Source organism: Ruegeria lacuscaerulensis, from assembly GCF_013034745.1.
Taxonomy (GTDB): domain Bacteria; phylum Pseudomonadota; class Alphaproteobacteria; order Rhodobacterales; family Rhodobacteraceae; genus Ruegeria; species Ruegeria lacuscaerulensis_B.
On the sequence record NZ_WQGP01000006.1, the window covers coordinates 280356 to 302512 of the forward strand.

20 protein-coding genes are annotated in these 22157 nt (G+C 58.5%); 14 read left to right on the forward strand and 6 right to left on the reverse strand.

What is annotated here, in order from left to right; translation table 11 throughout:
- Window positions 1-23: 23 nt before the first annotated feature.
- Complete coding sequence (gene secA, locus GOV79_RS14050) at window positions 24-2741, reverse strand: preprotein translocase subunit SecA (protein WP_170786096.1); 2718 nt, start codon at window positions 2739-2741, stop codon at window positions 24-26.
- Window positions 2742-2917: 176 nt separating this feature from the next.
- Between secA and GOV79_RS14055 the strand changes: the two genes are divergently transcribed.
- From GOV79_RS14055 to mutT, 3 genes are read left to right on the forward strand one after another with little or no spacing between them, the layout of a single operon-like run.
- Complete coding sequence (locus tag GOV79_RS14055; protein ID WP_170771443.1) at window positions 2918-3766, forward strand: peptidylprolyl isomerase; 849 nt, start codon at window positions 2918-2920, stop codon at window positions 3764-3766.
- A 6-nt stretch (window positions 3767-3772) separates the two neighbouring features.
- A complete protein-coding gene (gene argJ, locus GOV79_RS14060) occupies window positions 3773-4999 on the forward strand; it encodes a bifunctional glutamate N-acetyltransferase/amino-acid acetyltransferase ArgJ (RefSeq protein ID WP_170790240.1) in 1227 nt (408 codons plus the stop codon).
- A complete protein-coding gene (mutT, locus tag GOV79_RS14065; protein WP_170755464.1) occupies window positions 4996-5394 on the forward strand; it encodes an 8-oxo-dGTP diphosphatase MutT in 399 nt (132 codons plus the stop codon). Before argJ ends, mutT begins: the two co-directional genes overlap by 4 nt.
- A gap of 94 nt (window positions 5395-5488) precedes the next feature.
- Here the strand turns inward: mutT and GOV79_RS14070 are convergent, their stop codons facing one another.
- On the reverse strand, window positions 5489-5899 hold the full coding sequence (locus GOV79_RS14070; RefSeq protein WP_170790241.1) for an ester cyclase: 411 nt from the start codon (window positions 5897-5899) through the stop codon (window positions 5489-5491).
- 324 nt (window positions 5900-6223) lie between these two features.
- On the opposite strand from GOV79_RS14070, the gene GOV79_RS14075 reads away from it, so the two are divergent.
- From GOV79_RS14075 to GOV79_RS14120, 10 genes are all read left to right on the forward strand, one after another.
- On the forward strand, window positions 6224-8197 hold the full coding sequence (locus GOV79_RS14075; RefSeq protein ID WP_170790242.1) for an AMP-binding protein: 1974 nt from the start codon (window positions 6224-6226) through the stop codon (window positions 8195-8197).
- Window positions 8198-8276: 79 nt separating this feature from the next.
- Window positions 8277-9095, forward strand: coding sequence for an ABC transporter ATP-binding protein (locus GOV79_RS14080; RefSeq protein WP_170790243.1), 819 nt, complete (start codon window positions 8277-8279; stop codon window positions 9093-9095).
- A 29-nt stretch (window positions 9096-9124) separates the two neighbouring features.
- Complete coding sequence (locus tag GOV79_RS14085) at window positions 9125-10111, forward strand: branched-chain amino acid ABC transporter permease (RefSeq protein WP_170771455.1); 987 nt, start codon at window positions 9125-9127, stop codon at window positions 10109-10111.
- 2 nt (window positions 10112-10113) lie between these two features.
- Window positions 10114-10371, forward strand: coding sequence for a hypothetical protein (locus GOV79_RS14090; RefSeq protein WP_170771457.1), 258 nt, complete (start codon window positions 10114-10116; stop codon window positions 10369-10371).
- A 3-nt stretch (window positions 10372-10374) separates the two neighbouring features.
- The gene (locus tag GOV79_RS14095; RefSeq protein ID WP_170771459.1) at window positions 10375-11451 is read left to right on the forward strand and encodes a branched-chain amino acid ABC transporter permease; all 1077 of its coding nucleotides are present in this window, start codon (window positions 10375-10377) and stop codon (window positions 11449-11451) included.
- 74 nt (window positions 11452-11525) lie between these two features.
- On the forward strand, window positions 11526-12806 hold the full coding sequence (locus GOV79_RS14100) for an ABC transporter substrate-binding protein (protein WP_170771461.1): 1281 nt from the start codon (window positions 11526-11528) through the stop codon (window positions 12804-12806).
- Window positions 12807-12880: 74 nt separating this feature from the next.
- Window positions 12881-13714, forward strand: a complete 834-nt coding sequence (locus tag GOV79_RS14105; RefSeq protein WP_170771463.1) for an ABC transporter ATP-binding protein — start codon at window positions 12881-12883, stop codon at window positions 13712-13714.
- A gap of 19 nt (window positions 13715-13733) precedes the next feature.
- The gene (locus tag GOV79_RS14110) at window positions 13734-14951 is read left to right on the forward strand and encodes a phenylacetate--CoA ligase family protein (RefSeq protein ID WP_170790244.1); all 1218 of its coding nucleotides are present in this window, start codon (window positions 13734-13736) and stop codon (window positions 14949-14951) included.
- A gap of 119 nt (window positions 14952-15070) precedes the next feature.
- Entirely contained in the window at window positions 15071-16738 is a 1668-nt protein-coding gene (locus tag GOV79_RS14115) for an ABC transporter permease (RefSeq protein ID WP_170790245.1), read from the forward strand.
- A gap of 72 nt (window positions 16739-16810) precedes the next feature.
- Window positions 16811-17161 (forward strand): DUF2794 domain-containing protein, encoded by a 351-nt coding sequence (locus GOV79_RS14120; RefSeq protein ID WP_170771486.1) that lies wholly within the window; start codon window positions 16811-16813, stop codon window positions 17159-17161.
- Here GOV79_RS14120 and GOV79_RS14125 read toward each other — a convergent pair.
- The 3 genes from GOV79_RS14125 to GOV79_RS14135 form a co-directional block, all read right to left on the reverse strand.
- Window positions 17158-17895 carry a C40 family peptidase gene (locus GOV79_RS14125; RefSeq protein WP_170790246.1) on the reverse strand — a complete coding sequence of 246 codons (738 nt, stop codon included), beginning with the start codon at window positions 17893-17895 and terminating at the stop codon, window positions 17158-17160. The genes GOV79_RS14120 and GOV79_RS14125 overlap by 4 nt on opposite strands.
- Entirely contained in the window at window positions 17892-19274 is a 1383-nt protein-coding gene (locus GOV79_RS14130; RefSeq protein ID WP_170790247.1) for a leucyl aminopeptidase family protein, read from the reverse strand. Before GOV79_RS14130 ends, GOV79_RS14125 begins: the two co-directional genes overlap by 4 nt.
- Before the next feature lie 63 nt (window positions 19275-19337).
- Window positions 19338-19727, reverse strand: coding sequence for a hypothetical protein (locus tag GOV79_RS14135; protein ID WP_170771590.1), 390 nt, complete (start codon window positions 19725-19727; stop codon window positions 19338-19340).
- Between the two features lie 144 nt (window positions 19728-19871).
- Here GOV79_RS14135 and GOV79_RS14140 point away from each other — a divergent pair, with 144 nt between their 5' ends.
- On the forward strand, window positions 19872-20522 hold the full coding sequence (locus GOV79_RS14140; protein WP_170771492.1) for a carbonic anhydrase: 651 nt from the start codon (window positions 19872-19874) through the stop codon (window positions 20520-20522).
- Between the two features lie 64 nt (window positions 20523-20586).
- On the opposite strand, the gene GOV79_RS14145 is transcribed toward GOV79_RS14140, so the two are convergent.
- Complete coding sequence (locus GOV79_RS14145) at window positions 20587-22119, reverse strand: DUF4139 domain-containing protein (protein WP_170790248.1); 1533 nt, start codon at window positions 22117-22119, stop codon at window positions 20587-20589.
- Between the last annotated feature and the right edge of the window lie 38 nt (window positions 22120-22157).

A 22157-nucleotide genomic window follows, 5' to 3' on the forward strand; every position in this document is an offset into this window, starting at 1 on the left:
ATTGTGTCTGAACTAAGGTGATGTCAGGTCAGGCGTCCGTGGCAATGTTTGAACTTCTTGCCCGAACCGCAGGGGCATCTGTCGTTGCGTGACGGATTGCCCCATGTGCTTGGATCGTTTTCATCGAAACCGGGTCGCGCATCACCCGAGGCTTCGGCCTCGGCCACAGCTTCGGCCTGGCCTGCGGCCTGATCGACCGCCTGCTGCGCTTGGGCCTGTTGCGCCTGCATCTGCGCCAACATCTCGCGCTGTTCTTCCTCGGTCAGAGGGCGCACGCGCGACAATTGCTGAGTCACGGTTTCGCGCAAACTGTCCAACATGCTTTCAAACAGCTGGAAGCTTTCGTTCTTATACTCGTTCAGCGGATCGCGCTGGGCATAGCCCCGGAACCCAACGACCGAGCGCAGATGCTCCAGTGTCAGCAGGTGTTCACGCCATTTGCTGTCGATGGTGTTCAGCAGAACCTGCTTTTCGATGTTGCGCATGTTCTCGGGGCCAAAAGCGGCCGCCTTTTGCGCCATCATCTCGTCGGCGGCCTTGACCAAACGCTCGCGCACCTGTTCGTCATCCACGCCTTCTTCGGCGGCCCAATCCTGTACGGGCGCGTCGATGGTCAGCTTGTCCTTGATCGCCTCGTGCAATCCATCGGTGTCCCACTGATCAGCATAGGATTTCGGCGGCATGTATTCGTCGATCAGATCGTCGATGACCTGTTCGCGCATGTCCGAGACCACATCTGAGAGGTCATCGGCAGACATGATCTCGCGCCGTTGGCTGAACACCACTTTCCGTTGGTCGTTCATCACGTCATCAAATTTCAGAACGTTCTTGCGCATGTCAAAGTTGCGGCCTTCGACCTTGGACTGCGCCCGCTCCAGCGATTTGTTGACCCAGGGATGAACGATGGCCTCGCCCTCTTGCATGCCCAGGGTGTGTAGAACTTTGTCCAGACGTTCCGAGCCAAAGATGCGCATCAGGTCGTCTTCGAGGCTGAGGTAAAATACTGTGCGGCCCGGATCACCCTGACGGCCCGAACGGCCACGCAGCTGGTTATCGATGCGGCGGCTTTCGTGGCGTTCTGATGCCATAACAAACAGACCACCAGCGGCCAGAACCTTTTCTTTTTCCTCGGCGTGAGTTGCTTCTTCGGCCGCGCGCAGTTCGGCGGGGTCGGCCTCGGGGTTTTCGGCCAGCGCCTTCAGCACTTTCATTTCCACATTGCCGCCCAACTGGATGTCGGTTCCGCGACCGGCCATGTTGGTGGCGATGGTGACTGCGCCCAGACGCCCCGCATCGGCGACGATCTGCGCCTCTTGCTCGTGCTGGCGGGCGTTGAGAACGTTGTGCTGGATGCCTTCTTTGGTCAGCATCTGGCTGAGCAGTTCGGATTTCTCGATCGAGGTGGTGCCCAGCAGAACTGGTTGGCCCTTTTCCTGCGCTTCTTTGGTTTCTTCGATCATCGCGCCGTATTTTTCGGCACCAGTGCGATAGACCTGATCATCTTCGTCTACACGTGCAATCGGCTTGTTGGTCGGAACCTCGACCACGCCCAGGCCATAGATTTCTTGGAATTCTTCGGCCTCGGTCAGGGCAGTGCCGGTCATGCCGCCCAACTTGTCATAAAGGCGGAAATAGTTCTGGAAGGTCACGCTGGCCAGCGTCACGTTCTCAGGCTGGATCTGTACACCTTCCTTGGCCTCGATGGCCTGGTGCAGACCTTCCGACAGACGGCGACCCGGCATCATGCGCCCGGTGAATTCGTCGATCAGAACGACATTGCCGTCGCGCACGATATAGTCCTTGTCGCGCTGGAACAGTTTGTGCGCCCGCAGACCTTGGTTCACGTGGTGAACGACCGTGGTGCTTTCGGGATCATACAGCGAATGGCCCTCGGGGATCAGTCCGGCTGCGATCAGTTGTTCTTCAAGAAACTCGTTGCCTTCATCGGTGAAGGTCACGTTCCGTGATTTCTCGTCCAGCGAATAGTGGTCGTCCTGCAACGAAGGGATCAGCCCGTCGATCGTAGTATACATGTCAGACCGGTCCTGCGACGGGCCCGAGATGATCAGCGGCGTGCGCGCCTCGTCAATCAGGATCGAGTCGACCTCGTCCACAATCGCGAAATTGTGGTATTTTTGATAAATCTCGGCCAGATCGGACTTCATGTTGTCGCGCAGATAGTCGAATCCCAACTCGTTATTGGTGGCATAGGTGATGTCACAGGCATAGGCGGCTTTCTTTTCCGCATCTGGCTGACCAGACCAGATCACACCCGTGGTCATGCCCAAAGCGCCAAAAACCTTGCCCATCCAGTCCGAGTCGCGCTTGGCCAGGTATTCGTTCACGGTGACCACATGCACGCCCTTGCCGGTCAGAGCGTTCAGATAGGCCGGGAACGTGGCGACCAGCGTTTTGCCCTCACCTGTTTTCATTTCCGAAATGTTGCCCTGATGCAGGAACGCGCCGCCCATCAACTGAACGTCAAAGGCGCGCAGACCCAGCGCGCGCTTGGCGCCTTCGCGTACGTTGGCAAAGGCTTCGGGCAGCAGGTCATCCAGGCTCTCGCCGTCCAACGCCCGTTTACGCAATTCCTCGGTCTTTTCCTTCAGACCGTCATCCGACAATTTCTCGAACTCGGGTTCCAGCGCGTTGATCTGGTCGATCAGGGGGCGGGTCGCCTTGATCTTGCGGTCGTTCGGTGTTCCGAACACCTTTTTGGCGAGCGTTCCGAGTCCCAGCATGTTCACTCCAGCGGATCTGTTCTTGTCTTGGTTGCGACAGGCTTGCCCACCTTGCGCGCAACCCATAGATACGGGGGGTGAAAGGCGGCCCTGTCCAAGGCTTCAAAGCGATGTAAGCGGCAGGTTCCACAGTGTCAACGCTGCGCCCCGTCGCGGCTAGAAAATAGGATGAATCCATGCCCAAAGGCCTCACTTTTCTGCCATCGCTGGCCCTGACTGCCGTGCTGGCCCTGCCACTGGCCGCCGAAACCCAGCCCGATCCCAGCGCGGTCGTGGCCCGTGTGAACGGGGAAGAGATCACATTGGGTCACATCATCGCTACTGCCGCAGCCTTGCCCGAGCAATATCAGCAGATCGAAGACGATGTTCTCTATGATCTGATTGTCGATCAGTTGATCCAGCAGCAATTGCTGGGCCAACAGCAGGACGCGCTGACCCGGCTGAACGCATTGGGCATCGAGAATGAAACCCGATCTCTGCGTGCGGTGCAGACTGTGAATGCGTTGATCGAGGAAAATCTGACGGATGAGGCGATCCAGGCCGCCTATGATGCGCAATATGCTGATTTCCAGGGCGCGGATGAATATAACGCCAGCCACATTCTGGTCGAAACCGAAGAAGAAGCGAATGAAATCAAGGCTCAGCTTGATGACGGTGCTGATTTCGCGCAACTGGCGCGCGAGAAATCCACCGGCCCGTCCGGCCCGAATGGGGGTGAGTTGGGTTGGTTCGGCCCGGGTCGCATGGTGCCTGCCTTCGAGGCTGCCGTTGTCAGTCTGGAAAAGGGCCAGGTTTCGGACCCTGTGAAAACTCAGTTCGGCTGGCACGTTGTCACCCTGAACGACAAGCGCAAAACCGAAGCCCCGGATATTGAGGCTGTCCGCGCCGAACTGTCCCAAGGTCTTCAGCAGGAGATCATTCAGGCGCGCATCGACGAGCTGACCCAGCAGGCCGAAATCGAGCGCCCCACGACCGAGGGTGTCGGACCCGAGGCACTGCGTCAGATCGAACTGCTTCAGGAGTAAGCGTCCGTGGCAACGATTACCAAAGTTTCGCCTCTGGCTCCGGCGGCATTCCCCGACCTGCCCGCAATTGACGGCGTGCGCTTTGCCACTGTTGAGGCGGGTGTGCGCTACCAGGGCCGCACCGATGTGATGCTGGCGGTGCTGGATCCCGGTACCTCGGTGGCGGGGGTGTTCACGCGTTCCGCCACCCGCGCGGCCCCGGTGCTGGATTGTCAGGACAAGATCGGTGGGGCCAGCGATGGTCCGGCGGCTATTTTGGTGAACTCGGGCAATGCCAATGCATTCACCGGGCACTACGGCCAGACCTCTGTGGCCGAAGTGACGCAGGCCGTGTCCAAAGCCACCGGCGTCGGGGTCGAGCGGGTATTTACATCGTCCACCGGCGTGATCGGCGAGCCGCTGCCCCATGGTCGCATCGTATCGCAGCTTGAGACGCTTAAAATGGGTCTCAGCCGCCACGCCATTGAAGACGCCGCGCGGGCGATCATGACGACCGACACCTTCCCCAAGGGGGCAAGCGCACAGGTCGAGATTGACGACAAAACAGTCTCTATTGCTGGGATCGCCAAGGGTTCAGGCATGATCGCGCCGGATATGGCGACGATGCTGGTTTACATCTTCACCGATGCGCAAGTCGAACAATCGGCGCTACAAGCGATGCTGGGCGCGCAGACCGACCGCACCTTCAACTGCATCACGGTGGACAGCGATACTTCGACCTCGGACAGCTTGCTTTTGTGCGCGACCGGGGCTTCTGGCGTGGATGCCACCGGAAACGCCGCGTTTGCGCAGGCGCTTGAGACGGTGATGCTGGACCTTGCGCAGCAGGTGGTGCGCGACGGTGAAGGTGCCACGAAATTCGTAGAAATTCGTGTGACCGGAGCAGCCACGGACGCGGATGCCAAGGTGCATGGGTTGGCGATTGCCAACTCGCCGCTGGTGAAAACGGCGATTGCGGGCGAAGACCCGAACTGGGGCCGCGTGGTCATGGCCATCGGCAAATCCGGAGCGGCTGCGGATCGCGACCTTCTGAGCATCTCTTTCGGCGATATTCTGGTGGCTGAGAAAGGCTGGGTCAGCCCCGACTACCGCGAGGAAGACGCTGCCGCCTATATGAAAGGTCAGGATCTGGTGATCGCGGTCGATCTGGGGCTGGATGAAGGCGCATCCACCGTTTGGACCTGCGACCTGACGCACGGCTATATCGAGATCAACGCGGATTATCGTTCATGAAGACCGTTTTGGTGTCGGCCGTCGCCCTGATCGACGTCGAAGGCCGGGTGCTGCTGGCGCAGCGCCCCGAGGGGAAGTCCATGGCCGGTCTGTGGGAATTCCCCGGCGGCAAGGTCGAACCCGGCGAAACCCCCGAGGTCGCCCTGATCCGCGAGCTGGAGGAAGAACTGGGCATCAACACCTGGGCCTCCTGCCTAGCACCGCTGACCTTTGCCAGCCACAGCTATGACGATTTCCACCTGTTGATGCCGCTGTTCGCTTGCCGGAAATGGGAGGGGATACCACAATCAAAAGAAGGTCAGGCGCTGAAATGGGTCCGCGCTAATGATCTGCGGAACTATCCTATGCCCGCAGCTGATGTGCCGTTGATCCCGATTCTGCGGGATTGGTTGTAGTGTCGCGGCAGGGCGCATGCCCCCTGTGGCCAAAAGAGAGCACGCGGTGGTCGGAATTGCGTGATTTGTGACCTGTACCCCTGATCCTAAAGTATTAGGCCCAGCCGAGCTGTTTCAAGGAATGCGCATCATTCCATATCTTGGTCATGTGTTTGATTTTGTCACCGTCAAACTCAATGGCATAGACGTACTCCGCGGCCAGAGTTTTTCCCGTAGCAGGCACTGGGCCATCCACGGAATGAGTTCCATGGAACACGGCAAATATGCTTGCAATTCCACGCTCTTCATCAACAGAAAATGATTTGAGCTCATAATGACCATCCGGGATCGGAGTCAGCAGGTTTTTCATCCAGTCTGCGTAACCTTCCAGGGAAGTGACGTCGGCCAATGCGTCGGCTTGTGCTGAAAACGTCGCGCCCTCATGGCAAAAGTTTTTGCAGGCGTCCCACCCTTTGCCTGTATCGCAGGCCTCAAAGAATTCTCTTGCGGCTTTTCGGATAGACATGTGTTTCCCCCCCTACGAAACTGTGGCCAACCGTGTTGGCCATCAACTGAAGCAGTAAGAAACAGGGTACGCTGAAATAGCTCATTATCAAAATGCGCGGAAATATCGTGGCTTGGTGACGACATTTTGACTGATGTGCTCCGGCGATCCATCCAATCCATCACCCTTCCACCCCTGTTACAATTCGTAAGAATTGAGAAAACATCAGGCAAAACTTGCCGCTGATCCTCCGCCTGTCCCTTCGTGGGGCATTGGCGTTCGGGCACCATCCCGAACCCGCCATTTCCGACCCAAGGGAGGGGTCGGGTGGGGAGGAGAGAAAGATTGGCTCAGACGCAATCGGGCGCTGAAGGGTTGGTTTCCCTTCCGGCGCTGTTACATCGCAATGCGACGCAGTTCGGGGATGCCCCGGCCTACCGGGAAAAGGAATTCGGGATCTGGCAATGCTGGTCCTGGGCTGAGACCGCCGCCGAGGTGCGCAAACTGGCGTTGGGATTTCTGGAGATCGGCGTTGAGAAGGGCGACCATATCGCCGTCATCGGCCGCAACCGCCCGGCGCATTACTGGTCGATGGTCGCCGCGCAGATGGTGGGGGCGGTGCCGGTGCCGCTGTATCAGGACTCGGTCGCGGAAGAGATGGCCTATGTTCTGGAACACTGCGGTGCGAAGTTCGTTGTCTGTGGCGATCAGGAGCAGGTCGATAAGGTCATCGAGATTCAGCAGGGGCTGCATCAGGTCAAGCATATCCTCTACACTGACAAGCGCGGGATGCGGAAATACGACCACTCCCAGATGAACGCGCTGGATGACATCATGGCCGAAGGCGGGGCGGGTCACGCGCGGTTTGACGCAGAACTGGACAAACGCATCGCGGCGATCACCTATGACGATACCTGCGTGATGCTCTATACCTCGGGCACTACGGGCAAGCCCAAGGGCGTGGTGCTGTCGAACCGTAATGTGATCGAAAGCGCCAAGAACTCGGCCGAGTTCGATCATCTGACCCGGAACGAAGATATTCTGTCCTACCTGCCGATGGCGTGGGTGGGCGATTTCATCTTCTCGATCGGTCAGGCCTATTGGTGCGGCTTCTGCGTGAACTGCCCCGAAAGCGCCGACACGATGATGACCGACCTGCGCGAGATAGGGCCGACCTATTTCTTTGCCCCTCCACGCGTGTTTGAGACGCAGCTGACCAATGTGATGATCCGGATGGAGGATGCGGGCAAGCTGAAGCAACGCATGTTCCGACACTTTATGGATCACGCCAAAAAGGTGGGCGGTCTGTTGCTGGATGGCAAGCCGGTCGGGTTTGGCGACAAGGTAAAATACGCGCTGGGCAATATGCTGGTTTACGGTCCGCTCAAGGATACGTTGGGTTATGGCCGGTTCCGCGTCGGCTATACGGCGGGTGAGGCGATTGGGCCTGAGATTTTTGATTTCTACCGTTCACTGGGTATCAATCTAAAGCAGCTATATGGTCAGACCGAAGCCACCGTTTTCATTACTGTACAGCCAGACGGCGAGGTGCGCGCGGATACGGTCGGTGTTCCTGCGCCGGATGTCGAGTTGAAGATCGACGACAAGGGCGAGATTCACTATCGCTCGCCCGGCGTGTTTGTCGAGTATTACAATAACCCGGACTCGACCGCCTCGACCAAGGATGCCGAGGGTTGGGTGGCCACGGGCGATGCAGGATTCATCGAGGAAGGGTCCGGCCATCTGCGGATCATCGACCGTGCCAAGGACGTGGGCAAAATGGCCGACGGGTCGATGTTTGCGCCGAAATATGTCGAGAACAAACTGAAGTTCTATCCCGATATTCTTGAGGTTGTTCTGTTTGGTAATGGCAAGGATCGTTGCGTGGCCTTCATCAATATCGACCTGACGGCGGTGGGTAACTGGGCCGAGCGGAACAATGTGGCTTATGGGTCCTATCAGGAACTGACTAGTCATCCGCGTGTGTTAGAGACGATCAAGTCGCATGTGGAAGAGGTCAACAAGTCGGTTGCGGCAGATGAGATGCTGTCGGGCTGTCAGGTGCATCGCTTTGTGGTCCTGCACAAAGAGTTGGATGCGGATGATGGTGAGATGACCCGGACCCGCAAGGTGCGCCGCGGGTTTGTCGAGGAGAAGTTCCACGACATCATTGATGCGCTTTATGACGGATCATCCAGCGTTTCGACTACGACTGAAGTAACCTATGAGGACGGGCGTAAGGGGTCGATCTCGGCCACGCTGGAAATTGTGGACGCGCCGGTTGTTGCTGCGACCTCGCACAAGGTGGCGGCGGAATGAAGGCCGTTCGAGCGCCGCTCGACCTTGCGGTCATCGCCCCGCCCGCCGTCCCGATTTTTCGCAGCTCAGGGAGGATCTGATGCTGGATAGTTCCGAAGGATATGTCACCGAAGACGGTCGTAAGATCGGCGGTGTGGTGATGGAGATGAAAAACATCACCCTGCGCTTTGGCGGCGTGGTGGCAATCAAGGATATCTCGTTCGACATTCGCGAGGGTGAGATCCGGGCCATCATCGGACCGAACGGTGCGGGTAAATCCTCGATGCTGAACGTGATCTCGGGGTTCTATGTGCCGCAGGAGGGTGAGGTTTGGTTTCACGGATCAAAACGCCCGCAGATGCGACCCTTTGAGGTGGCGCAGCAGGGGATTGCACGGACGTTCCAGAATATCGCTCTTTTCGAGGGGATGAGCGTTTTGGATAACGTCATGACAGGGCGTTTGGGCTTCATGAAGACGAATATTGTCCAACAGGCCTTGTGGAAGGGCAAAGCCGAGGCGGAAGAGACGGAAAATCGCGAGGCGGTCGAGAAGATCATCGATTTCTTGGAAATCCAGCACATCCGCAAAACACCTGTGTCTCGCCTGCCCTACGGGCTGAAGAAACGGGTCGAACTGGCGCGAGCCTTGGCGGCGGAGCCAAAGCTGCTGCTGCTGGATGAGCCGATGGCGGGCATGAATGTCGAGGAAAAAGAGGACATGAGCCGCTTTATCCTGGACGTGAATGACGAGTTTGGCACCACCATCGCGCTGATCGAACACGACATGGGCGTTGTGATGGACCTGAGCGACCGCGTGGTGGTGATGGATTATGGCCGCAAGATCGGTGACGGCACACCCGATGAGGTGCGCAACAATCAAGAGGTCATCGACGCCTATCTGGGGGTGAGCCATGACTAGACATCTGACAGACATGAGAGGGGGCGGACATGCCTGATCAGTTGGTATTTGCGATGGAGGTCATTCTGAATGGCCTGATGGCCGGGGTCCTTTATGCGCTGGTCGCGCTGGGCTTTGTGCTGATTTACAAGGCATCGGGGATTTTTAACTATGCCCAAGGGGTTATGGCACTGTTTGCGGCAATGACTCTGGTGGGGATCATGAAAGGTCAGGTGCCGTTTGCGCATCTGATCAATGCCATGTTCGGCACGCATATCCACTATTTTGGCTGGAACGTGCCTGCGCTGCTGGCGATTATTCTGACCATGGCGGTGATGGTGTTGCTGGCCTGGGCGGTTCAGCGCTTTGTGATGCGCCATCTGGTGGGTCAGGAGCCGATCATCCTGTTCATGGCGACGATCGGCCTGGCTTATCTGCTGGAAGGTGTGGCCGATCTGATGTGGGGCTCTGAAATCAAGACGCTGGATGTGGGCCTGCCGCAGGGCATCAACCTGTGGATTGATGAGAGCACATTCAACATCTTCGGCTACGGCTTCTTCATCGACAATCTGGACATTGTTGCAACAGTTATCGCGGCATTGCTGGTGGCGGCGCTGGTGGCGTTCAGCCAGTACACCAAGCAGGGCCGGGCGATGCGTGCGGTGGCCGATGACCACCAGGCGGCGCTGTCCGTGGGGATTTCGCTGAATTTCATCTGGGTGATGGTTTGGTCGGTCGCCGGGTTCGTGGCCCTTGTCGCAGGCATCATGTGGGGTACGAAATCGGGTGTGCAGTTCTCGCTATCGCTGATCGCGCTCAAGGCGCTGCCGGTGCTGATGCTGGGCGGGTTCACCTCGATCCCCGGAGCGATTGTCGGAGGGTTGATCATCGGTGTGGGCGAGAAACTGTTCGAATTTGCCATCGGCCCGCTTGTGGGCGGTGCGACCGAGAACTGGTTTGCCTATGTGCTGGCGCTGATCTTCCTCGTGTTCCGGCCGCAGGGTCTGTTCGGTGAGAAGATCATCGAGAGGGTGTAGCGATGCAAAAGTTCCTCGCCATCACCAACGTGATCGCATGGGCCGGGTTCTGGGCCTTTGGATATATCGCTCTGACGTCGGATGATCTGACGGACGGGCAGGTGACAATCGCAGCGATCCTGGCTTTTGCCGGACTGGTCATGGGCATCCTGGCCTACCTCAAGCTGGTCCGTGCGTCCGAGGCGACGGGATATGCCAAAGGATCGAACCAACTGGATGCCGCAGCCCGCAACCGGGCGCAGGAAGAATGGGGAAAGTAAGACATGTTCTATCGTGAGGCCGGAGATTTCAAAGTCTCTTACGTGGATGACAGCCAGACCTTCCCGATCAAGTTCGACCGGTATCGGTACTATGTGGTGCTTGCCGTGGCGTTTGGGATCATCCCGTTCATCATCAACGACTATTGGGCAAATGCGCTGCTGCTGCCGTTTCTGATCTATGCGATTGCGGCGATCGGACTGAACATTCTGGTGGGCTATTGCGGGCAGGTTTCGCTGGGCACCGGCGGGTTCATGGCTGTAGGGGCCTATGCTTGCTATAAGCTGATGACGGCCTTCCCGGATGTCAGCATGTTCATCCATGTCATCCTTGCTGGAGGTATCACCGCGTTGGTCGGTGTGCTGTTTGGCCTTCCAAGCCTTAGGATCAAAGGGTTCTATCTGGCCGTGGCGACTTTGGCAGCGCAGTTCTTCCTTGTCTGGCTGTTCAACAGGGTGCCGTGGTTCTACAACTATTCGGCCTCGGGGCAGATTAATGCGCCGGAACGCGATGTGTTTGGTATCATCATTACCGGCCCGAATGCGCCTGCATGGGCAACCTATCTGTTTTGCCTGATCTTCCTAGCAGTCTGCGCCGTCGTCGCTCGCAACCTGACGCGTGGTACCACAGGACGTAAATGGATGGCGATCCGGGACATGGACATCGCGGCCGAGATCATTGGTGTGAATCCACTTCGGGCTAAGCTGACGGCTTTTGCTGTCAGCTCGTTCTTTGTGGGTATTTCGGGTGCGTTGTTCTTTGCGGTTTATCTGGGCGCGGTCGAGGTCGGCGAAGTCTTCGGTATTCAGAAATCGTTCCTGGTGCTGTTCATGATCATTATCGGTGGACTGGGATCCATCTTTGGATCTTTTGCCGGGGCTGCGTTCCTTGTGCTGTTGCCCGTTGTCCTGAAGGTTGTCGGCGCGGACATGCTAGGCTGGCCCACCGATATCGTGGCTCATTTGAATCTCGTCATCGTTGGCGCGCTGATCATCATGTTCCTGATCCTTGAACCGCACGGGCTGGCGCAGCTGTGGCGCGTGGCCAAAGAGAAACTCAGACTCTGGCCGTTCCCGCACTAAGTGGTCCGGCCCAATCAGATAACGGGTGCAAAGCCCGAACTCACCATCGGACCAACCAAGGGAGGAGACACCCGATGAAATTGAAACTGGCAACCATGGCGCTCGGCGCCGCAATGGCGGCAGGTCCGGTTATGGCCGACCTCGTATTCCCGTCGCTCAGCTATCGGACCGGGCCTTATGCGGCGGGCGGTATCCCGTTCGCGGATGGCTATGCTGATTACTTTACCCTGCTGAATGAACGCGATGGCGGTATTGGTGGCGTGGCGACCAAGGTGATCGAATGCGAAACCGGCTATAACACCGAAAAAGGTGTGGAATGCTATGAATCCACCAAGGGCGAAGGCTCGCTGGTGTATCAACCGCTGTCGACTGGTATCACCTATCAGCTGATCCCCAAAACCACCGCAGATGGCATTCCGATGCACACGATGGGGTATGGGCGCACCTCGGCCAAAAACGGCGATGTGTTCAGCCATACGTTCAACTATCCTGCGAACTACTGGGATGGGGCCTCGGGCGCGATCAACTACCTGCTGGATACCAACAACGGCGACCTGAGCGGCAAGAAAATCGCGCTGGTCTACCACAACTCGGCCTATGGCAAGGAACCGATCCGCACACTGGAAGAGCTGTCTGCCAAGCACGGGTTCGAGCTGGTTGCCCTGCCGGTGGATCATCCGGGTCAGGAGCAGAAGTCGCAGTGGCTGCAAATCCGCCGTGACCGTCCCGATTTCGTCCTGATGTGGGGCTGGGGCGTGATGAACCAGGTGGCGGTGCAGGAAGCTGCCAACATCCGTTACCCGATGGAAAACTTCATCGGTATCTGGTGGTCGGGCTCGGAAAACGACGTGCTGCCAGCGGGTGAAGCTGCGAATGGCTACAAGGCGCTGACCTTCCACAACGTGGGCACCGATTTCCCGGTCTTTGATGACCTGCAGAAATATGTCGTCGATGCCGGTAAAGCCGCTGGCGCGGGCGATCAGGTGGGTACGGTTCTGTACAACCGTGGTCTTTATGCCGCAATGCTGGCTGCCGAAGCTGCCAAGAAAGCGCAGGAAATCCACGGCACCGCTGACATCACCCCTGCGATGATGCGCGACGGCATGGAAGCGCTGGAAATCACCGAAGCCAAAATGACCGAACTGGGCCTGCCAAACTTTGGCCCGACCTTCTCGGTTTCGTGTGAAAACCACGGCGGCGACGCTCTGGTCGGTGTGACCCAGTGGGATGCGACCAACAAGACCTGGAGCCTGATTTCCGAGTTCAAAGCCACCGATGGCGACGTGATCGGTCCGCTGATCAACGAGGATTCGGGTGCATATGCGTCGGAAAACAACATCGGTTCGCGCTGCTGATCCGGTGATCTGAAACACGGGGCGGCGGGCTCTCGCCGTCCCGACCTAAACACAAGGCTTGAGGACACGCGCTGATGCTGGATGCGGCTCAAAACACCGAAGTGCAGACCGAAACCCTGCTTGAGGTCAACAATATCGAGGTGATCTACAATCACGTGATCCTCGTCCTCAAAGGCGTCAGCCTGACCGTGCCCAAGGGCGGTATTACCGCGCTGCTGGGTGGAAACGGGGCTGGCAAGACGACGACGCTCAAGGCGGTGTCGAACCTGCTGCATTCCGAACGCGGCGAGGTGACGAAAGGCACGATCAAGTATCGCGGCACCAGCGTGCATGAAAGCGATCCGGCGGATTTGGTTGAAAAGGGTGTCATCCAGGTGATGGAAGGCCGCCATTGCTTCGAACACCTGACGGTTGAGGAAAACCTGCTGACTGGTGCCTATACCCGCAAGGACGGTGCGGCGGCGATCCAGAAAGACCTTGAGCTTGTCTATTCCTATTTCCCACGGCTGGCCGAACGCCGCAAATCCCAAGCCGGATATACTTCGGGTGGTGAGCAACAGATGGTCGCCATGGGGCGCGCATTGATGTCGCGGCCCGAGACGATCCTGCTGGACGAACCCTCGATGGGTCTGGCCCCGCAGCTTGTCGAAGAGATTTTCGGAATCGTGAAGGACCTCAATGAAAAAGAGGGTGTGTCCTTCCTGTTGGCCGAACAGAACACCAACGTGGCGCTGCGGTTTGCACATTACGGCTACATCTTGGAATCGGGTCGTGTGGTGATGGATGGCCCGGCGGCGGAACTGCGCGAAAACCCGGATGTGAAGGAATTCTACCTCGGTATGTCGGATGAGGGCCGCAAAAGCTTCCGCGATGTGCGGTCCTATCGCCGCCGCAAGAGGTGGCTGTAAGCGGATGGAGGATCTGGCGATGACCTATTTCGACGCACTCGAAACCCGATCAGCCGACAAACGCGCCGCCGATCAGGCCGAGGCGCTGCAAAAACAACTTGCTCGGGCCCTTTCCGCCCCCGGTTTTCAAACGCATCTGACGGATGTGGAGACGGGTGGTGTTGCGTCTGTCGAGGACTTGCCCAAACTACCGGTACTGCGCAAATCCCATCTGGCGCAGGCGCAGGCTGCGCGTCCACCGTTCGGGGGGTTCACGGTCAAACCTGCGCGGCATTTTCACCATGTGTTTCAGTCTCCGGGTCCGATCTATGAACCGGGTAGCACCGATCCCGACTGGTGGCGTATGGGCAGGTTCCTGCACGCTGCTGGTGTAGGGCCGGGCGATATCGTTCAGAATTGCTTTGGCTATCACCTGACGCCCGCGGGTATGATCTTTGAAAGCGGCGCACGCGCGGTCGGGGCGGCTGTTCTGCCCGCAGGCACCGGCCAGACCGAGTTGCAGGTGACAGCAGCGCGTGATGTAGGCTGCACCGCCTATGCCGGGACGCCGGACTATCTGAAGGTGATACTGGACAAGGCGGATGAGATGGGTGTCCAGCTTCATTTCACGACCGCCGTTGTAGGGGGCGGGGCCTTGTTCCCGTCACTGCGGCAGGAATACGCGGATCGTGGAATCTCGTGCCTGCAATGCTATGCGACCGCCGATCTGGGTAACATCGCCTACGAAAGCCCCGCCATGGAAGGGATGATCATCGACGAACATGTCATTGTCGAGATCGTGACCCCCGGCACTGGAACCCCAGTGGCAGAGGGTGAAGTGGGTGAGGTCGTCGTGACCTCTTTGAACCCCGACTATCCGCTGATCCGTTTCGCGACGGGCGATCTATCGGCGATCATGCCCGGCCAGTCATCTTGCGGGCGCACCAATGCACGGATCAAGGGCTGGATGGGCCGCGCCGATCAGACCACCAAGATCAAGGGTATGTTTGTGCGTCCCGAACAGGTGGCCGCGCTGGTCGATAAACATGCCGAGATCGTCAAAGCTCGCGTCATTGCCGCCCGCCAGGGTGAGATGGACATGATGACCGTTCAGATCGAAAGCCCCGGTGGCGATGACATGGCCTATGCCAAATCGGTTGTCGAGCTGCTGAAACTGAAGGGCGCGATCGAGGTCGTCGCGCCGGGATCGCTGCCCAAGGACGGGTTGGTGATCGAGGATCAGCGCGTTTACGAATGACGCCAAGCAGGTCTGCGGCAGTATGTGCCGCAGATTTGTATCCCTGCCCACTGGTGTTTCTGACCGTTTTGGTCGATTAATGACGAAACCTGCGCCTTAGCCAGTAACAAGCCGGGATCATGGCCGACGTCGAATTCTCAGAACATGGAACGCGCAATCGCGGCGCGTTGGGCACCCGGTTGGTGGCGACCGTAGCCTGTCTGGTGGCGGCGGCCTGTCTGCTGCCTATGCTCGCAGTTGTTCTGGCGGCGGCGACGGGCGGGACGGACACGATCTCGCACCTGATGGACACGGTCTTGCCGGGCTATGCGCTGACCACTGCGGTGTTGGTTGTTTTGGTGGCGATGGGGACGTTTGCCATCGGTGTCGGTGCGGCGTGGCTGGTAACGATGACGCGCTTTCCCGGAGTTCGGTTTCTGGAAATCGCGCTGGTGCTGCCATTGGCCTTTCCGGCCTATGTGCTGGCCTATGCCTATACGTTCATTCTGGACCACCCCGGTATCGTTCAGACCACCCTGCGCGACATGACCGGCTGGGGTCCGCGCGACTATTGGTTCCCCGAGATCCGCTCGACCGAGGGCGCGGCGGTTATGCTGATCCTCGTGCTGTACCCGTATGTCTATCTGCTGGCTCGCGCGGCTTTTTTGCAGCAAAGCGCCACTGCCTTTCTGGCGGCCCGCGCGCTGGGTAACAGCCCTTGGGGCGCATTCTGGCGGGTGTCCTTGCCAATGGCGCGCCCGGCGATTGCAGGGGGCGTGTTGCTGGCGATCATGGAGACCATCGCAGATTTCGGCACCGTCGCCTATTTTGGCGTGCAGACCTTTGCCACCGGCATCTATACCAGCTGGTTTTCTATCGGAGACCGCGCTGCCGCCGCGCAACTGGCGTTGTGCCTGCTGGGTTTTGCGCTGGTCATGGCCGTGGCTGAACGGATGCAACGCGGCAAAGCGAAATACTATCAGGCGGGCAAAAACCACGCCGCGCTGCCCTCGGCCCAATTAAAGGGATGGCAGGCGGCAGCGGCGTTCACGCTGTGCATCATCCCGGTGTTGCTGGGGTTCCTGCTGCCTGTGTTCATTCTGGTGCAGATGGGGACGGAATCGGAACAAAACCTGCTGTCACGGCGCTATATCGGGTTCATTCAAAACTCGCTGATTTTGGCAGGGACGGCTGCGGTCGTGACGGTTTTTGCTGCGATCTGCGTTGGGTTCTTTCAACGGCTTCGGCCTGGTCGGGTATCCTCTAGCACAGGGTATATGGCGCGGCTGGGCTATGCGGTGCCCGGCGGAGTTATCGCCGTCGGACTGATCGTGCCCTTTGCCAGTTTCGACAATGCTCTGGATGCGTGGATGCGGCAGACTTTCGATATCTCGACCGGGTTGCTTGTCACCGGCTCGATCTGGCTGCTGGTTGCGGCCTATATGGTCCGGTTCCTGGCCGCTGCGCTAAGTGCCTATGAGGGCGGTCAAAGCACGGTCCACGCCAATATGGACGCGGCCTCTCGGTCCTTGGGGCAAAGCCCGCTGGGCACGTTGCGCCGCGTGCACTTGCCGATTCTGACACCATCGCTGCTGACCGCGCTGCTGATCGTGTTTGTGGACGTGATGAAAGAGCTGCCCGCGACCCTGATCATGCGCCCGTTCAACTTCGACACACTGGCGGTGCAGGCCTATCGGCTGGCCTCGGACGAACGGCTCGAAGGGGCTGCGGTGCCGTCGCTGGTCATTCTGGCTGTGGGGCTGCTGCCGGTTATTCTGATCTGCCGGCAAGTGGGGCGCAGACGCTAGGTCGCTTCAAAATTACCACACCTTGCGCTGGGTGGGCTTGATTCAGATGCGTTTTCCGGCAAGGCTTGGGGTATGAACATGCAGCCTCCCAGTCGGTTCTCTGGTAACTCGGCCCAGATGCCCGTCGCCTTCAACCGCCACGAGATGTCCCATATCCTGTCCGTCTATGGCCGGATGGTCGCCGCCGGAGAATGGCGGGACTACGGCATTTCCAACCTCCGCGATATGGCGGTGTTTTCGATTTTTCGCCGCACGGCCGAACACCCGATCTACCGGGTCGAGAAACACCCGCGCTTGCGGCAGAAACAGGGGATGTATTCGGTGGTCGGCATGGATGGCCGCATCCTGAAGCGCGGTCAGGATTTGCGTACCGTGCTGCGGGTTCTGGAACGCAAGCTGATCCGCTCGGTTGACCTTGATTAGAGCCTTTTGTGGCTGGTCACTGGCCCGTCACCCTGATCCTTGATCCGCGCAATGGCCTGCGCCATCGGCTCGAACGTCACATCCATGTGGAAGGCATTGGCGTGCAGAAGCATGTCCTCGGCATAGACCCATGCAACATGGCCCTTCCAGAACAATAGATCACCACGTTGAGGCGGGGTGCCATCTGGCAGAGTTTGCCCGACCGCGCGCTCTTGATCTCCGCTATCACCCGGGCAAGGCATCCCGCAGGCCAGCAATCCGGCCTGCACAAGGCCCGAGCAATCCAGCCCGCTTCGGCTGTTGCCGCCCCACAGATACGGTGTGCCCAGAAACAGCTCGGCCACGGCGACTGGGTCGGTCAGGGTGACGCCGATGGGTTTGGCGTGAACGGCGGGAATAAACCCGAGTTCGGTTTCCAGAAACCCGTTCTCCTCGGAATTAGAGGCAATCCGGCTGCCGAAACTCAGTGACGCGGTGTCGGGGCTTTTCATATCCGCTTGGGTATAAGCATGAGTGGCTGGGGCGGTGATCCAATGGGTTGCGGGGGTGTCCGGGCCAAGCTGGTCCGACCGAACCCAGCCCGGATAACCGTCCTTGTCCGATGTGATCTGGCTCCAACCATCTGATGTGTCAGTGACCGCGACGGTGTCCCCGTACAAAAGTTGCCGATCCCGAGGGCCATCTGGGCTGCGCATCAGATCAACAACTGGCTGTATTATGCGGTGGTGGGTCATAGGCCCAGCATCTCGGGCAGGGCGGTCAAAAGGGCACGTGGGCCTTGGCCCAGCCCGCCCTTGCTGCGTCCGGGTTCCTTGCTGCGCTGCCACGAATAGATGTCGAAGTGCATATAGGGGCTGTCGCCCGCAAAACGGCGCAGGAACAGGGCGGCGGTGATCGACCCGGCAAATCCACCCGCAGGGGCGTTGTCCAGATCGGCGATGCCGGGTTCGATCATGCCTTCGTAAGGCTCGTGGAAAGGCATCCGCCAGACCGGGTCGGCTGCTGCGCGCGCCGCGTGGGTCAAGGCGTCGGCAGCCTTGTCGCTGTCGGTGTAGAAGGGCGCCAGATCGGCGCCAACCGCCACACGCGCCGCCCCGGTCAGCGTCGCCATCGAAATAACAAGGTCTGGTTTCCCCTCATCCGCCAGCGCCAGCGCGTCCGCCAGAACAAGACGCCCTTCGGCATCGGTATTATTGATCTCGACCGTCAGACCCTTGCGCGAGGTCAGGATATCGCCGGGTCGAAAAGCGTTCCCAGCCACCGAATTCTCAACCGCTGGGATCAGAACACGCAGTTGCAGCGGCAGGTTCAGCGCCATGATCATCCGCGCCAGCCCTAGCACGTTGGCTGCCCCGCCCATATCCTTTTTCATCAACCCCATCGAGGCACCGGGCTTCAGGTTCAACCCGCCAGTATCGAAACAGACACCCTTACCGACCAGAGTCAGTTTTGGCCCGGCGTTGCCCCAGTTCATCTCGATCAGGCGAGGAGCCTGCGCGGCGGCACGGCCCACCGTGTGGATCATGGGAAAATTCTGTTCCAACAGATCATCGCCTGCAATCACCGAACAGGATGCACCGAATTCCTGCGCCAGCGCTTCAGATGCGGCCTGCAACTGATCCGGCCCCATATCCGAGGCGGGGGTGTTGACCAAATCGCGGATCAACGCCTCGGCCTTGGCAAGAACCTCCAATCGGGTGGGATTCACACCAGCCGGTGCGACGAGGCGCGCTTTGGCGGCGGATTGATTGGCATAGCGGTCGAAACTGTATCCGGTCAGCAACCATCCCAGGCATTCAGTCTCAAGCACATCATCCGATACCCCCGAGGCTATGCGATACGTGCCTTTGGGCAACGCTTCGGCCGCTGCGGCCAGTGGGAACCGTTTGCGCGCCCGGCCTGCTGGTTTGCCAAAGCCCGCCAGCGCCATGGACGGCGCACCGTCTGCATCGGGTATCAACAGCGTTTGACCCAAACCGGCCGTGAACCCGCTGTGTTCCACCCAAGCCGCCACAAAACCAGGCTGATCCGAAAGCCAGCTTTCCAGATCGGGCTGCGCGATCACGTGCAATGGCAGGGACGGGTCAGAGGCAGGGGCAAAAGACAGGGTCATGGCGATCTCAACTGGTTCGAATTGCGCCCAGCCTAGTCACCCACGATCCGTTCGCAAGCCCCGTCAGACCGAAAGGTCCTGCTGGTCCCAGATGACGGTCAGCGATTTTTCACCCACGCGGATCAGGCGCGACAGCGTTGACCCCGTGGCCACGGCATCGCCGACATCAACATTATGCGCCACGTCCCCTGCTACGCGCGCCAAAGCGGTCATCCCAACCTGTTCGGAAATCGCAACCAGAGAACGCGCGCATTTGCGCAAGCTCACCCAGTCGCGCCGCCGCCAGTAGCGTTCGCAATTTGACAGGCGCACGGCCAGTTCCTCGACCGTGCGACACAACACGTCCAATGCATTCTGATCCCCCAACTGTCCGCACAATCCGTTCAGACGCTCCGGGTCTAAGCGGACGGATTCCTTGTGTTCAAGCGTGATTATCTTTTCCACCACATTCACCCCAATTCCTTGCACCCCCACGGTGTGGCCCTACTGTGGCGTGAAATTCCTTTGCAAAACCTTGCAGTGCTGCGGGATAATGGCTCGAATTTTCGGTGAATTCGGGTTACAGCACTCGTCAGACACAAGACTAAGGACGTAAGAATGGAACGCGCCAAACCTCTGCCGAGCTATCTGGTCAAACGGTATCACGGCTGGAAAGCTACCACCTATTCCGAAAATCAGGTCTGGTACCGGCGCCTCGCAACCGAGGGTCAGCGCCCGCGCGCGATGGTTATTTCGTGTTGCGACAGCCGGGTGCACGTGACGTCGATGTTCGGCGCGGATCAGGGCGATTTCTTCATTCACCGTAACATCGCCAACCTCGTCCCCCCATACGCCCCGGACGGAGATCACCACGGCACCAGCGCCGCCATCGAATACGCCGTGACCGCGCTGAAAGTGGCGCATCTGATCGTGTTGGGCCATTCGCAATGTGGCGGCGTTCAGGGCTGTATCGACATGTGCAAGGGTCAGGCCCCTCAGCTTGAAGCCAAGGACAGTTTTGTCGGGCGCTGGATGGATATCCTCAAGCCGAAATACGATCTGGTGGCCGATATCGAGGACAGCACGGACCAGGCACGCCAATTCGAGCGGCATGCGGTTGTTGCCTCGCTGGAAAACCTGCTGACTTTTCCGTTCATTGCGTCAGCAGTCGAGGACGGATCACTGAGCCTGCACGGTCTGTGGACCGATATCGGAGAGGGCGGGCTGCAATGCTATGACCCGCATGAAAAGAAGTTCGTGGTTGTTTGATTTTCGATAGGCGCAATGCGATGTGAAGGGCCGGTCAGGCCCTTCTCTTTTTTGTGCAATTGAATCACCGTAGGATCATACCCTCGGGCCAGTTTAGTTCTGTCTCGATTTGAATAGTTTCTGCCTGTCCGGGGGCCAACTCCATTTCCCACGCCAGAACTCCCTGCCGGTTATCGACATTTTCTTCGGCAGGGCTGGGATTTGCGCTCCAGGTGATATTCAGATCATCCTGTTCGGAAAAGGGGACGCTCTCGAGCAGCCGTAGGGGCCAAGTTTGGTCCGAGAGATTCTCGATGTGAATTTGAGCGCGTTCAACTCTTTCGTTCGAGCGTGATATCAACCCGACGTCACCGCTGCGCCGTCCCAGGATTTGGTGCTTCAAAGTCAGAGCATAAAGAGGACCAAATCCCAATTCCACCTCTTCACGAGGTCCGATTTCGGGGCTGGCATCGATTGCGACCAGAACGCCATCGACATGCCATCTGGCATATTCCGAAGAGATTAGGTTTTGTGCATACGGATTCGTGAAACGCGCAGTGCGATAAGCCGTGTCGTCTCGGCTGGGATTGGCCAAGGCAAAAAGCTCTGCCGGTTGAGACATGCTATCCAGTTCCAGTTCGGCGGCCCCGTATCCACTGGAAATCGAGATCGGTACTGGCAGCGTATAGGTCGTGCCCGTTCCTTGAACTGACGCGGCGCTCGGGTTCCAACTTCTCGCGGTTTCTTCGACTACAACCGGCGCCTCTACGACCGGTTCTTCCAGCGTTTTGGGTTTTTCACGGATAGAGCGGCGTTTGGTTCGAATCCTAGACGCAGTGCTTTGATCGTCGGGTTGCAGTGTGGAAACGCTCAGGGCGATGTCGTCCCAGTCTTCACCAGTCGTTTGAGCCGCAAAGACGCTGCGTTTGATCTGCACCCTCAGGGTATTTCCGGACTTCAGATCAAAGACATAAGCCGGTTGCCATGATGCAGTTTCATAAGTGAGATATGACAGCGATAGTGTTCCGTTTGTATCTTCTTCGGCAATAACATCTACGGCGATAAAGATACGTTCATCCGCTTCCGGCACAAGCGCGGCCAGATCAGCGTGCGCCGTTTCCAGCTCGGCCTCAAGCTCTGCCAGTTGGGTTTCAGTTTCTCGCGCCTCAAGTTCTGCTGCCTGCGCGGTGTTTTCAGCATCAAGGGTTTCGTCGCCAACCATGCGGGCAATGCTGCGCAGGTTTTCGGGATCCGACTCGGCCGAACCTACGTTACGCCCCAGATTTGTGAGGAACGCAATCGTGTGACCGGCAGCTTGGGCCTTCAATCGGGCGGTGTCAGCCTGATCCTCGACCGATTGGATTCGAGATTCTATGTCTTCGATACGTTCTTCTACCTTTTTGACTGCCTCGCCGACATAGTCGCGCCAGGGCACGTCTGCGTAGCGTGAGATCAGAGCCGTCTGACTTAATCCATCTGCGCGAAACTGCATTGTCGCGATTTGGTAGCCTACATCGTCGCTTTTCGGTGTGCCCAACAGAACCAGTCGATGACGGCCCGCTGGCACATCGAATGCGCCTGTTCGGGTGATCTGAGCCCCTTCCGGGTACACAGTCACGGCGCTAACATTGGTTTCAATGGTAAAAGTTTCAGCAT

Coding starts and splice junctions, on each gene's coding strand:
- secA (WP_170786096.1), bottom strand. CDS start 2,741: ATGCTGGGACTCGGAACGCTCGCCAAAAAGGTGTTCGGAACACCGAAC.
- GOV79_RS14055 (WP_170771443.1), top strand. CDS start 2,918: ATGCCCAAAGGCCTCACTTTTCTGCCATCGCTGGCCCTGACTGCCGTG.
- mutT (WP_170755464.1), top strand. CDS start 4,996: ATGAAGACCGTTTTGGTGTCGGCCGTCGCCCTGATCGACGTCGAAGGC.
- GOV79_RS14070 (WP_170790241.1), bottom strand. CDS start 5,899: ATGTCTATCCGAAAAGCCGCAAGAGAATTCTTTGAGGCCTGCGATACA.
- GOV79_RS14080 (WP_170790243.1), top strand. CDS start 8,277: ATGCTGGATAGTTCCGAAGGATATGTCACCGAAGACGGTCGTAAGATC.
- GOV79_RS14085 (WP_170771455.1), top strand. CDS start 9,125: ATGCCTGATCAGTTGGTATTTGCGATGGAGGTCATTCTGAATGGCCTG.
- GOV79_RS14090 (WP_170771457.1), top strand. CDS start 10,114: ATGCAAAAGTTCCTCGCCATCACCAACGTGATCGCATGGGCCGGGTTC.
- GOV79_RS14095 (WP_170771459.1), top strand. CDS start 10,375: ATGTTCTATCGTGAGGCCGGAGATTTCAAAGTCTCTTACGTGGATGAC.
- GOV79_RS14100 (WP_170771461.1), top strand. CDS start 11,526: ATGAAATTGAAACTGGCAACCATGGCGCTCGGCGCCGCAATGGCGGCA.
- GOV79_RS14105 (WP_170771463.1), top strand. CDS start 12,881: ATGCTGGATGCGGCTCAAAACACCGAAGTGCAGACCGAAACCCTGCTT.
- GOV79_RS14110 (WP_170790244.1), top strand. CDS start 13,734: ATGACCTATTTCGACGCACTCGAAACCCGATCAGCCGACAAACGCGCC.
- GOV79_RS14115 (WP_170790245.1), top strand. CDS start 15,071: ATGGCCGACGTCGAATTCTCAGAACATGGAACGCGCAATCGCGGCGCG.
- GOV79_RS14120 (WP_170771486.1), top strand. CDS start 16,811: ATGAACATGCAGCCTCCCAGTCGGTTCTCTGGTAACTCGGCCCAGATG.
- GOV79_RS14125 (WP_170790246.1), bottom strand. CDS start 17,895: ATGACCCACCACCGCATAATACAGCCAGTTGTTGATCTGATGCGCAGC.
- GOV79_RS14130 (WP_170790247.1), bottom strand. CDS start 19,274: ATGACCCTGTCTTTTGCCCCTGCCTCTGACCCGTCCCTGCCATTGCAC.
- GOV79_RS14140 (WP_170771492.1), top strand. CDS start 19,872: ATGGAACGCGCCAAACCTCTGCCGAGCTATCTGGTCAAACGGTATCAC.